Origin of the sequence: Micromonospora sp. WMMD1274, from assembly GCF_049179035.1 — a bacterium.
Lineage (GTDB): Bacteria > Actinomycetota > Actinomycetes > Mycobacteriales > Micromonosporaceae > Micromonospora > Micromonospora tulbaghiae.
On record NZ_JBMHMG010000001.1, the window covers coordinates 5110203 to 5122384 of the forward strand.

Here is a 12182-nt window from a genome sequence, read left to right on the forward strand (position 1 = left end):
CCTTATAGGGGCCGTTTGCTACCAAGATCTCGCGAGCCGTGGGCCGTGGGCGGGTCAGGCGGGCGGTGTCTCGGCGGGGTCGCGGGCGTAGCGCAGCATCAGCACCCCGTCGGCGGCGACCAGCACGTGTCGCAGCGGCAGGTGACGCGGGACGCCGGCGTCCCCGGCGGTGATCCGGCCCGGACCGGCGCCGGCGAGCAGCGGCGCCACGGTCAGGCACAGCTCGTCGACCAGGTCGGCGGCGGTGAGCGCGCCGAACAGGTGCGGGCCGCCCTCGCAGAGCAACTGGTCGAGTCCGCGCCGGCGCAGCTCGGCCAGGCCCGCGGCGAGGTCGACCCGGTCGGTGCCGCAGCGGACCACGTCGGCGACGTCGGTCAGCCGGGGCGGCGGTACGGCGTCGGCGTGGGTGAGCACGACCGGCCGGACCGGGGCGTCGGCGAACGCGGCCTGCGCCGGGTCGAGGTCGAGTGAACCGGAGACGACCACCAGCGTCGGGTACTCGGCCAGCCCCTGCTCGCGACGCCAGGCCCGGCGTTCCGGGCTCAGCCGCACCGCCCGGTAGCCCTCGTGCCGCAGCGTGCCGGCGGCCACCACGAGACCGTCGCAGAGCATCCGCAGCAGCCCGAAGACCCGCTTGTCCGGCTCGCCGGAGAGCCCGGCGGAGTAGCCGTCCAGAGTGACCGCACCGTCGGCGCTCGCGACGAAGTTGACCCGCAGGTGCGGACGGTCCGCCCGGCCGTAGAGCGCGGTGAGCTGCGGATCGGTCAGCGCACCGGTGACGGGTGCGGGCCAGATCCGTTCGATCGGGGTTCCGACGGTCATTCGCCGGCCGGACCGGTGACCGGAGGGGTGGGTTCGGGGGTACGGTGCTGGCAGTCGCACCACTTCCGGCCAGGACAGTCGTCGTGCCGCCGTTCCCGGCAGGCTCGGCAGATCATGCAGGCAGCCTATGCCCAGGAAGGATGGGACGTCGTGTCGCGTCAGATCTTCCAGCTCATGGTGTCGCTGGCCGGCGTCCGGCCACCGGTGTGGCGGCGGGTGCTGGTGCCCGGCGGCTACACGCTGGACCGGCTGCACCGGGTGATCCAGCACGCGATGGGCTGGCGCGACTGCCACCTGCACTCGTTCGACGTCGACGGCCGGCAGTACGGCGAGCCCGACCCGGACGGCGAGCTGTCGTTGCGCGACGAACTGGACGTCCGGCTGGACGCGCTCGTGGGCAAGGGCGACCGGTTCCGCTACACCTACGACTTCGGCGACTGGTGGGAGCACGACCTGGTGGTGGAGGACTGCTGCGCCGCCGACCCGGACGAGCGCTACCCGCTGTGCCTGGACGGGGAGCGGGCCTGCCCGCCGGAGGACGTGGGCGGTCCGGCCGGGTACGCGGTCCTGCTGGCCGCGCTCGCCGACCCCGGGCATCCGGAGCACCCGGCCATGCGGGAGTGGGCCGGCCCGGCGTTCGATCCGGCCGTGTTCGACCCGGACCGCGCCACCGTCCTGCTGCGCCGCTGCTGCTGAGCAACCGGCCACCGCAGCGCCGGAAGCAACCACCGCGCCGCTGACCGAGCGAGGCCCGCACCGCTGAGCCGGCGGCCCTCGGACCGGGGCCGCGCGCCGACGCGGTAACGAAATGGGAACGCTCCCAATGGTCTATTGACACCCCTGTCACCTCCCGGCAACCTCATGGGAGCGCTCCCGAGAGTGGTGCGGATCTCCCTCCTGCCCGCTCCGGCCCGCGCGAAACGCACCCCCCACCACACAGCAGATATCGCCTCACCACCGAAAGAGGGGTCTCGGATGAGCGTCCCAATCCGTCGTCGGCGCTTCGCGGCCATCGCGCTCGCGTCCGTCGTCGTGCTCGGCACCACCGCCGCCTGCGGCGACGACTCGGACAGCGGCGACAGCGGCAGCGGCGGCGGCCCGATCACCCTGGTCGTCGACGTCTTCGGCGACCAGGGCTTCGGCTACGAAGAGCTGTACAAGCAGTACGAGGCGGAGCACACGAACGTCAAGATCCAGGAGCGGGGCAAGGGCCTCGGCCTCGGTGACTACAACACCCGCCTCACCCAGCAGATCACCGCCGGCTCGGGCGCCGGCGACGTGGTGGCCCTGGAAGAGGGCACGATCGTCCAGTTCTACGCGCAGGCCGACAAGTTCGTGAACCTCGCCGACCACGGCGCGAACGACCTCAAGGGCAACTTCCTGCCGTGGAAGTGGGAGCAGGGCACCACCCCCGACGGCAAGGTGCTGGGCCTCGGCACCGACGTCGGCTCGATGGCGCTGTGCTACCGCAGCGACCTGTTCAAGGCCGCCGGGCTGCCCACCGACCGCGAGCAGGTCGGCGCGCTCTGGCCGACCTGGGACGAGTTCATCGCCACCGGCCAGAAGTTCGCCGCCGCCGACAAGAAGCACAAGTTCGTCGACTCGGCGACCAACTTCTACAACGTGGTGCTGATGCAGGTCGCGGGCCAGGGCACCGGCTACACGTACTACGACAAGAGTAACAAGATGGTCATCGACCAGAACCCGGACGTGAAGACGGCGTACGACCTCACCACCAAGATGATCGCCGCCGGGCTGTCCAACAACCTCCAGTCGTTCTCCAACGAGTGGAACGCCGGCTTCAAGAACGGCACCTTCGCCACCATCGCCTGCCCCGCCTGGATGACCGGTGTCATCAAGGGCCAGGCCGGTGACGCGGCGGCCGGCAAGTGGGACATCGCCAAGGCGCCGGGCGCCGGTGGCAACTGGGGCGGCTCCTTCCTCGGCGTGCCGAAGTCGAGCAAGCACCAGAAGGAGGCCGCGGAGCTGGCCAAGTTCCTGACCAGCGCCAAGGGCCAGATCGGCGCGTACAAGGCGGTCGGCAACCTGCCCTCGAACCCGCAGGCGCTCACCGACCCGGCCGTGGCCGACTCGACCAACGACTACTTCAGCAAGGCCCCGGTCGGCAAGATCTTCGCCGCCGGCGCCACCGAGCTGAAGCCGGTCTACCTCGGCCCGAAGAACAACGCGGTCCGCACCGCGGTGGAGAACAGCCTGCGCGCCGTGGAGCAGGGCAAGTCGGCCGGCGAGCAGTGGCAGACGGCCCTCAAGAACGGTGCGGCCGCCGGTAAGTGACCGGTTGAGCCGCCCGCGGGTGGCGTCGGCAGCCCGGCTGCCGGCGCCACCCGCGGTGCCCGCAGAGTCCGGCGTCGCCCGTGTGGCGGGTGACGCCGGCTGAGGAGAAGGACTCCCCATGAGCCTCGACCTGCACGCCGCGGCGCCGCCCGATCCCGGCCCGCCGCGCGCCGCCCGTCACTCGCGCCGCCGTGCCGCCTCGCTGACGCGCCTGGACCTGAAGTACTCGCCGTACCTGTACGTCCTGCCGTTCTTCGTGATCTTCGCCGTGTTCGGCGTGTACCCGATCGCGTACACGGTCTGGATCGCGCTGACCGACCGGTCGCCGCTGAACTCGACGATCTCGTTCGTCGGGATGGACAACTTCGTCGAGCTGATCACCCAGGACCCGCAGTTCTGGAACGCGGTGGTCAACACGTTCGGCATGTTCCTGCTCTCCACGGTGCCCCAGCTGCTGCTGGCGCTGATGCTCGCCAACGCGCTGAACCGGAAGCTGCGCGCGCAGACGTTCTTCCGGATGGCCATCGCGATGCCGATCATCACCTCGACCGCCGTGGTCGCGCTGATCTTCTCGATGATCTACGCCAAGGACTTCGGCCTGGTCAACTGGCTGCTCGACAGCGTCGGCCTGGACCCGATCGACTGGCGGGCGAACCGCTTCGCGTCCTGGTTCGCCATCTCGACCATGGTCGACTGGCGCTGGGTCGGCTACAACGCGCTGATCTACCTGGCCGCCATGCAGTCGATCAGCAAGGACATGTACGAGGCCGCGGCGCTGGACGGCGCCTCCCGGCGGCGCCAGTTCTGGTCCATCACGGTCCCGCAGCTGCGCCCCACGATCATCTTCACGCTGATCATCTCCACCATCGGCGGCCTCCAGCTGTTCACCGAGCCCCTGCTGTTCACCAGCGGCTCGGGCGGCCTCTCCGGTGGTTCGGAGGGTCAGTTCCAGACCATCACGATGTACCTGCTCGACGTGATGAACCAGCGCTTCCGGTGGGGCTACGCCGGAGCGGTCGCGCTCGTGCTCTTCGTGCTCATCGCGTTGATGTCGGCGATCAACTACCTGCTCGCCCGCCGCATCAGCTCCGACAAGTGAGGTGACGAGATGACGACCACCGCCGTCCGCCCGCCCACCCGGCAGAGCCCGCCGGTGAAGACCACCCACCAGGCCGAGCGGCTCTGGAAGGCCAGCCCGCTCACCATGATCGGTCTGATCTTCGGCGTGCTGCTGTCCCTGTTCCCGTTCTACTGGATGATCGTGATCGCCAGCCGGACGAACGACGCGGCCAACTCGTGGCCGCCGCCGTTCCTGCCCGGCGGCAAGCTCGGCGAGAACATCGAGCGGGTGCTCGCCAACAGCGATGCCAACATCGTCAAGGGCCTGATGAACTCGTTCCTGGTCTCCGGGACGATCACCGTCGCGACGGTGTTCTTCGGCTCGCTGGCCGGCTTCGCGTTCGCCAAGCTCCGCTTCCGGGGCAAGAACGCGCTGCTGCTGATCATCCTCACCTCGATGATGGTGCCGATCCAGCTGGGCGTGCTGCCGCTGTACATCCTGATGGCCAAGCTCGACTGGCTGAACACCATGCCGTCGGTGACCGTTCCGTTCCTGATCGGCGGCTTCGGCATCTTCATGATGCGCCAGTACGCCGAGCAGGCGGTACCGAACGAGTTGATCGAGGCCGCCCGGGTGGACGGCTGCTCCACCTGGCGGGTGTACTGGCACGTGGTGGCACCCGCGCTGCGTCCGGCCGCCGCGGTGCTGGGCCTGCTGACCTTCATGGAGCAGTGGAACCAGTTCTTCTGGCCGTTCGTGGTGCTGGCGGACCCGTCCAACCCGACCGTCCAGATCTCGCTGCGCAGCCTCAACACCGCCTACTTCGCCGACAACTCGCAGATCTTCGCCGGTACGTTGATCGCGACCCTGCCCCTGTTCATCGTGTTCGTTCTGTTCGGCCGCCAGATCATCGGCGGCATCATGGAAGGCGCCGTCAAGTCGTGAGCAACCCAGCAAGCCCGCCCGCCGTCGGCGTCCTCGACGCCGGTCCGGCCCTCACCTTCCCGCCCGACTTCCTCTGGGGCGCGGCCACCGCCGCGTACCAGATCGAGGGCGCGGCGACGGAGGGCGGCCGTGCCCCGTCGATCTGGGACACCTTCAGCCACACCGAGGGCCGGACGGTGGCCGGGCACACCGGCGACGTGGCGTGCGACCACTACCACCGGATGCCGGACGACGTGCGGCTGATGGCCGACCTGGGCCTGCGGTCGTACCGCTTCTCGGTGAGCTGGCCGCGGGTGCAGCCGGGCGGTAGCGGCGGGATCAACCAGGAGGGCATGGACTTCTACCGCCGGTTGATCGACGAGCTGCTCGGCCACGGCATCGAGCCCTGGCTGACGCTCTACCACTGGGATCTGCCGCAGCCGCTGGAGGACGCGGGCGGCTGGCCGGCCCGCGACACCGCCGGCCGCTTCGCCGAGTACGCCCACCTGGTCGCCGAGGCGCTCGGTGATCGGGTGAAGTACTTCACCACGCTGAACGAGCCGTGGTGCTCGGCGTTCCTCGGCTACGGCTCCGGCGTGCACGCGCCGGGCCGCTCCGACGGCGCGGACGCGGTCCGGGCCGGGCACCACCTGATGCTCGGGCACGGCCTGGCCGTGCAGGCGGTCCGCGCGGTCCGCCCGGAGGCACAGCTCGGCATCACCGTCAACCTGTACCCGGTGACCCCGGCGAGCGGATCGGCGGCGGACGCCGACGCGGCCCGCCGGATCGACGCGCTGGCGAACCGGTTCTTCCTGGACCCGGTGCTGCGCGGCGCGTACCCGGCGGATCTCGTCGCGGACCTGCGCCAGGTCACCGACATGGGGCACGTGCGCGACGGTGACCTGGCGACCATCTCCACGCCGCTGGACATGGTCGGGGTCAACTACTACAGCCGGCACGTGGTGGCCGCGCCGGTCGAGGGCGCGGAGCCGGAGCCCTACTGGCGGGCGCAGTCCTGCTGGCCGGGCAGCGAGGACGTCCGGTTCGTCACCCGGGGTGTCCCGGTGACTGACATGAACTGGGAGATCGACGCCCCGGGCCTGGTGGAGACGCTGGAGCGGGTCCACCGGGAGTACACCGACCTGCCGCTCTACGTCACCGAGAACGGCTCGGCGTTCGTCGACGAACTCGTCGACGGCCGGGTGGACGACCCGGACCGGCTGGCCTACTTCGCCGCGCACCTGCGCGCGGCGCACGCCGCGATCGAGGCCGGGGTGCCGCTCAAGGGCTACTTCGCCTGGTCGCTGATGGACAACTTCGAGTGGGCCTGGGGCTACACGAAGCGGTTCGGCATGGTCTATGTCGACTACGACAGCCAGGCCCGGATCGCGAAGTCCAGCGCCAGGTGGTACGCCGACGTGATCCGACGCAACGGACTGCCCGCACAATAAGCTGGGCCAGCCAGTAACGGGCGGCCCGGCGCCGACGCCTCAATCGGTGCCGGGTCCGCCCGACCGTCGGAGGAGCAACAGACGATGACAACGCAGCGCACCCGCTCGCTCGGGCGTCCGACCCTCGACGCGGTCGCGGCCCGCGCCGGCGTCGGGCGCGGCACGGTCTCCCGCGTGGTCAACGGCTCGCCGCAGGTCAGCCCGGAGGCCCGGGCCGCCGTCCAGCAGGCCATCGCCGAGCTGGGGTACGTGCCGAACCGCGCCGCCCGTGCGCTGGTCACCCAGCGGACCGACTCGGTGGCCCTGGTCGTCTCCGAGTCGGGGGAGCGGGTCTTCACCGAGCCGTTCTTCGCGGCCATCGTCCGGGGTGTCAGCTCCGGGCTGGTGGAGACGCCCATGCAGCTCTGGCTGGCCATGGTGCAGTCGCCGATCGAGCGGGAACGGGTCGAGCACCACCTGACCAACCAGCACGTGGACGGCGTACTCCTGCTCTCGCTGCACGACGCCGACCCGCTGCCCACGCTGCTGGAGGAGCGCGGGCTGCCGACTGTGCTCGGCGGCCGGCCGGCCCGGATGCTGCACCCGAACGCGCAGCCGGCCTGGTTCGTCGACATGGACAACGTGGGCGGCGCGCGCCAGGCGGTGGAGCACCTGTTCCGGCAGGGCCGCCGGCGGGTGGCGACCATCGCCGGCCCGCAGGACATGGGCGCCGGCCTGGCCCGGCTCTCCGGCTACCAGGAGGCCGTGCGCGCGTCCGGCGTCCGCGTCGACCCGGGCCTGATCGCGTACGGGGACTTCAGCGAGGGCAGCGGCACCGCCGCCATGCGCCGGCTGCTCGACGTCTGCCCGGAGCTGGACGCGGTGTTCGTCGCCTCCGACCTGATGGCGTTCGGCGCGCTGCGCGCGTTGCGCGAGGCCGGCCGCCGGGTGCCCGAGGACGTGGCGGTGATCGGCTTCGACGACGCGCCGATCGCGCGTCAGGCCGAGCCGCCGCTGACCACGGTGTTCCAGCCGGTGGAGGAGATGGGCCGGCAGATGGCCCGGCTGCTGGTCTCCCGCATCCGCGGCGAGGAGGTCCCCTCGCCGCACGTGCTGCTGGACACCGAACTCGTCCACCGGGCCTCCGCCTGACCCACCCCGGGCGGGGCGCCGGTCAGGAGTGGCGGCGCAGCTCCCGGCGGGCCAGCGAGGCGCGGTGGACCTCGTCCGGGCCGTCGGCCAGGCGCAGCGTGCGGGCCTGCGCCCACAGCTCGGCCAGCGGGGTGTCCTGGCTGACCCCGGCCCCGCCGTACGCCTGGATGGCCTTGTCGATCACCCATTCGGCCATCAGCGGAGTAGCGATCTTGATGGCCTGGATCTCGGTGTGCGCGCCCTTGTTGCCGACGGTGTCCATCAGCCACGCGGTCTTGAGCACCAGCAGGCGGGCCTGCTCGATCCGGACCCGCGACTCGGCGATCCACTCGCGTACCACGCCCTGCTCGGCGAGCGGGCGGCCGAACGCGACCCGGTCGAGCACCCGACGGCAGAGCAGTTCCAGGGCCCGCTCGGCCATGCCGACCAGGCGCATGCAGTGGTGGATCCGGCCGGGGCCGAGCCGGGCCTGGGCGATGGCGAACCCGGTGCCCTCCTCGCCGACGAGGTTGTCCACCGGCACCCGTACGTCTGAAAAGTCGATCTCGGCGTGCCCGCCGTGCGGGGCGTCGCTGTAGCCGAAGACCCGCATCCCGCGGCGTACCGTCACGCCGGGGGTGTCCCGGGGGACCAGGATCATGCTCTGCTGGCGGTGCCGGTCGGCGTCCGGGTCGGTCTTGCCCATCACGATGAAGATCTCGCAGCGCGGGTCCATCGCCCCGGACGACCACCACTTGCGGCCGTTGATCACGTAGTGGTCGCCGTCGCGGACGATCCGGGTGGCGATGTTCGTCGCGTCGGAGGACGCCACCTCCGGCTCGGTCATGCAGAACGCGGACCGGATCTCGCCGGCCAGCAGCGGCGTGAGCCACTGCTTCCGCTGCTCCTCGGAGCCGAACTCGGCCAGCAGCTCCATGTTGCCGGTGTCCGGCGCGGCGCAGTTGAGCGCCTCCGGCGCCAGGTGCGGGCTGCGGCCGGTCAGCTCGGCCAGCGGCGCGTACTGGAGGTTGGTCAGGCCGGCGCCGTAGCGGGCGTCGGGCAGGAACAGGTTCCACAGGCCGCGCTCCCGCGCCTGCGCCTTCAGCTCCTCCATCACCGGCGGGCGGGCCCACGGGTCACCGGCGGCGAGCACCTGCTCGTGGTGCACCGGCTCGGCCGGGTACACGCACTCGGTGAGGAACGCCTCCAGCCGCTGCCGCAGCTCGACCGTCCGGTCGTCGTACGCGAACTCCATCTAGCTCTCCCTCACCGCGCGCAGCCCGTGTGCCACGAGCGGCGCCACCATGTCGCCGATCCGGTCGAAACCCTCGCCCAGCGTCTGCCCGAGCGTGTGCCGGTAGTGGATGCCCTCGCAGATCACCGCGAGCTTGAAACAGCCGAGCGCCACGTGCCAGTGCAGCGGGCCGACGTCGACGTCGCTGCGCCCGGCGTACCGCTCGATCAGCTCGGCGCCGGTGGGGAAGCCGGCGCGCGGGCCGATGCCGTCGGCCACCGGGTTGCCCTCGCCGTGGTCGCTGTCGCCGAGCACGTCCCAGTACGTCAGCAGCAGCCCGAGGTCGGCCAGCGGGTCGCCGAGCGTGGCCATCTCCCAGTCGAGCACCGCTCGTACCGCCACCGGGTCGACGGTGGCGAGCAGGTTGTCCAGCCGGTAGTCGCCGTGCACGATCCGGCCCGCGTTCGCGCCCTCGGGCACGCTGGCGGCCAGCGCGTCGCGCAGCTCGTCGATGCCCGGCAGCGGCCGGCTGCGGGACCGGTCGAGCTGGCCGCCCCAGCGGCGCACCTGCCGGGCCAGGTAGCCCTCCGGGCGGCCGAAGTCGGTCAGCCCCACCTCGGCCGGCTCGACCCGGTGCAGCGTGGCGAGCGTGTCCATCATCGCCATGGCGAGGTCGCGCCGCTGCGCGTCGGTGAGCGCGTCGGTCTGCTCCCGCCGCCGGTAGACCTCGCCGTCGACCTTCGCCATCAGGTAGAACGGCGCGCCGATGACGCTCTCGTCGGCGCAGAGCAGCAGCGCCTCCGGCACCGGTACGCCGGTCGGGGCGAGCGCCGAGATCACCCGGTGCTCGCGGGCCATGTCGTGCGCGGTGGCCAGCACGTGCCCGAGCGGTGGCCGGCGCAGCACCACCTCGCGGTCACCGGCGCGCAGCAGGTAGGTGAGGTTGGACTTGCCGCCGGCGATCAGCCGCGCCGACAGCGGCCCGCTCAGGTCCGGCCGGTGGACGGCCAGGTGGGTGGCGAGCCGGTCGAGGTCGAGCCCGCGCGGGGCCGGACCGGTCGAGGGCGCGGCGACATCGGCGGCCGGATCGGTCATCCGATTAGTTGATGGCAGCTCAGCTTTGTTGTCAAGGTCGGGTTTTCCCGGCGGGACATGCCCTTGCAACAGGGGCGAAATGGTCAACCGGCAGGCTGGGCCCCAGCCTGCCGGCCGCTCGGCCGGCCCGCCGAGCGGAGGGGATCAGACATGCTGCTGAGAGTTCGGGTGACCCTGCCGGACCGTCCGGGCACGCTCGGCCAGGTGGCCCGGACACTCGGCGTCTCCGGCGCGGACATCGTGCAGGTGGTGGTGCTGGAACGGCTCGGCGGCCGGGCGGTGGACGACTTCACTGTGGTCTGGCCGGGTGCGGCGCGGGTGGAGCGGATGCTCGCCGGGCTGGCCGCGATCCCCGGCGTCCGGGTGGACGGCGTGTGGCGGGCGATCGGCGCGCCCACCACCACCGGCCAGGACGCCGAACTGCTCGCCCAGGTGGCGGCGAACCCGGTCGACGGGGTGGCCACGCTCGTCGACGCGGTGCCCGGGCTGCTCGCCGCGGACTGGGCGGTGGCCGCCGTCGTACCGCTGGACTGGGCCTCGCGCAGCGGCGAGGCCGGCGTCGCCGCGATCGGGCACGCGAGCTGGCGGGCGCCGTCGCCGCCGCGCCTGCCGGAGGTGACCCCGCTGCGGGCACGCTCGATGACCAGCCCGGACGGGCACCACTACGCGGTGGCGCCGTTCGGCCGGGCCGGGCTGGTGCTCGTGGTCGCCCGCGACCACAGCGAGCCGCTCGCCGCCGCCGGGTTCCACTCCACCGAGGTGGACCGGCTCGCCCAGCTCGTCCGCGCCAGCGCGGTGATCCTCGGCGACCGGCTGGACCTGGTCGGCACGCCGCCAGTGACCACCGTCACCTGACCGGACGGCCCGCGTCACCCCGGGGCAACGGGCCCGCAACAGGCGGACGGCATGGTCGGTGCCGAGGAAGGGAGACAACCATGGCGCTGTGGCGGATCCGAGCCACCGTGGACGACCGGCCGGGCTACCTGTCGGTGCTCACGGCGAGCCTCGCGTTGCGCGGGGTCAACATCCTCAGCGTGCAGGTGCACACCACCGAGGCCGGCGCGGTCGACGACTTCCTGGTCGACGCGCCCGAGCAGGTGACCGAGGCGGAGCTGCGGGCCGCCGTGGAGCGGGGCCGGGGCCGGGACTGCTGGGTCGCGCGCAGCGGGGCGCGTGGGCTGGCCGACGAGCCGACCCGGCTGCTCGGGCTCGCCGGGCGGCTGGTCCGCGACCCGGAGGCGACCGGCGAGGTGCTGCGTACGCTGCTCGGCGCCGACACGGTGACCTGGCGTCCGACGTGCGCCACCGCGCCGGGCGGGGTGGGCGGCACCACGATGGTGCTCGCCGACCCGGCCGGCGGCGCGCACGAACTGCACCGCCGGGAGCCGAGTTTCACCCCGGCCGAGTACGCCCGCGCGCAGGCCCTGGTCGAGCTGGCCGCGACGCTGGCCCGGCGGGACGCCGACCGGATCACGCTGGTGCTGCCGGACGGCGGCGAGGTGTCGGTGCGGGCCGCGACCGCCGAGGACGTCCCCGGCGTACGCGACCTGCACGCCGCCTGCTCGGCGCGCAGCCGGCAGCGGCGCTACCTGAGCGGGGCGGCGGACCCGTCGCCGGCCCGGCTGCGCCGGCTGCTGGAGCCGGCCCGGGGCGTGACCCTGCTCGCCACGGCGGGCTCCGGCGGGGCGGCGGAGCCGGTCGTGGCGATGGCGAACCTGCTCGGTGAGGGCGACGAGGCCGAGGCGGCGCTGCTGGTCCGCGACGACTGGCAGCGGCGCGGCCTTGGTTCGGCGCTGCTGCGCCGCCTGGTCGGGCACGCCGACCGGGCCGGGTACGCCGCCGTGCTGCTGCACGTGCAGTCCGAGAACACGCCGATGCTGCGTACGCTGCGCCGGCTGGACCGGCCGGTGGCGATGGAACGCGACGGCGGCGTGCTGACCGCGACGCTGCCGCTGGCTCCACGGCCGGTGGTCGAGCCGGCCGCGCGGGCCGAGGTGACGGTGCCCGCGCAGCGGTCGAGTTGAGCTGACGGCCGACCGGCCGGACCCCGGAGGTGCGCCGCAACGGCGCGGCACACCCGAGGGGTACGGCCCGGCGGCCGGAACCGGCGCGGTCACGCGCCACAGGGGCCGACCTCCGATACGGAGGACGGTGACACGGCGGGGCTCCCGATGCGGGGGCCCCGCCCGTC

General features: G+C 72.5%; 11 protein-coding genes. 8 read left to right on the forward strand and 3 right to left on the reverse strand.

Annotated elements, in window-relative coordinates; translation table 11 throughout:
• Nucleotides 1–54: 54 nt before the first annotated feature.
• A complete protein-coding gene (locus tag ACN27D_RS24295; protein ID WP_421500060.1) occupies nt 55–822 on the reverse strand; it encodes a pyrimidine reductase family protein in 768 nt (255 codons plus the stop codon).
• A 150-nt stretch (nt 823–972) separates the two neighbouring features.
• On the opposite strand from ACN27D_RS24295, the gene ACN27D_RS24300 reads away from it, so the two are divergent.
• From ACN27D_RS24300 to ACN27D_RS24325, 6 genes are all read left to right on the forward strand, one after another.
• Entirely contained in the window at nt 973–1518 is a 546-nt protein-coding gene (locus tag ACN27D_RS24300) for a plasmid pRiA4b ORF-3 family protein (protein WP_199733041.1), read from the forward strand.
• 279 nt (nt 1519–1797) lie between these two features.
• The gene (locus ACN27D_RS24305; protein ID WP_120570966.1) at nt 1798–3117 is read left to right on the forward strand and encodes an ABC transporter substrate-binding protein; all 1320 of its coding nucleotides are present in this window, start codon (nt 1798–1800) and stop codon (nt 3115–3117) included.
• 118 nt (nt 3118–3235) lie between these two features.
• Nucleotides 3236–4216, forward strand: coding sequence for a carbohydrate ABC transporter permease (locus ACN27D_RS24310; RefSeq protein WP_120570965.1), 981 nt, complete (start codon nt 3236–3238; stop codon nt 4214–4216).
• A 105-nt stretch (nt 4217–4321) separates the two neighbouring features.
• The gene (locus ACN27D_RS24315; protein ID WP_199733042.1) at nt 4322–5122 is read left to right on the forward strand and encodes a carbohydrate ABC transporter permease; all 801 of its coding nucleotides are present in this window, start codon (nt 4322–4324) and stop codon (nt 5120–5122) included.
• Complete coding sequence (locus ACN27D_RS24320; protein WP_120570963.1) at nt 5119–6552, forward strand: GH1 family beta-glucosidase; 1434 nt, start codon at nt 5119–5121, stop codon at nt 6550–6552. The genes ACN27D_RS24315 and ACN27D_RS24320 overlap by 4 nt, the downstream gene beginning before the upstream one ends.
• Nucleotides 6553–6636: 84 nt before the next feature.
• On the forward strand, nt 6637–7683 hold the full coding sequence (locus tag ACN27D_RS24325; protein ID WP_120570962.1) for a LacI family DNA-binding transcriptional regulator: 1047 nt from the start codon (nt 6637–6639) through the stop codon (nt 7681–7683).
• A 22-nt stretch (nt 7684–7705) separates the two neighbouring features.
• On the opposite strand, the gene ACN27D_RS24330 is transcribed toward ACN27D_RS24325, so the two are convergent.
• Together ACN27D_RS24330 and ACN27D_RS24335 are read right to left on the reverse strand one after the other, a co-directional pair.
• A complete protein-coding gene (locus tag ACN27D_RS24330) occupies nt 7706–8917 on the reverse strand; it encodes an acyl-CoA dehydrogenase family protein (protein ID WP_356999324.1) in 1212 nt (403 codons plus the stop codon).
• A complete protein-coding gene (locus tag ACN27D_RS24335; protein ID WP_421500061.1) occupies nt 8918–9991 on the reverse strand; it encodes a phosphotransferase family protein in 1074 nt (357 codons plus the stop codon).
• A gap of 150 nt (nt 9992–10141) precedes the next feature.
• Here ACN27D_RS24335 and ACN27D_RS24340 point away from each other — a divergent pair, with 150 nt between their 5' ends.
• Nucleotides 10142–10846, forward strand: coding sequence for an amino acid-binding protein (locus tag ACN27D_RS24340; RefSeq protein ID WP_355113187.1), 705 nt, complete (start codon nt 10142–10144; stop codon nt 10844–10846).
• 80 nt (nt 10847–10926) lie between these two features.
• Nucleotides 10927–12015, forward strand: a complete 1089-nt coding sequence (locus tag ACN27D_RS24345) for a GNAT family N-acetyltransferase (RefSeq protein ID WP_421500062.1) — start codon at nt 10927–10929, stop codon at nt 12013–12015.
• Nucleotides 12016–12182: the final 167 nt, after the last annotated feature.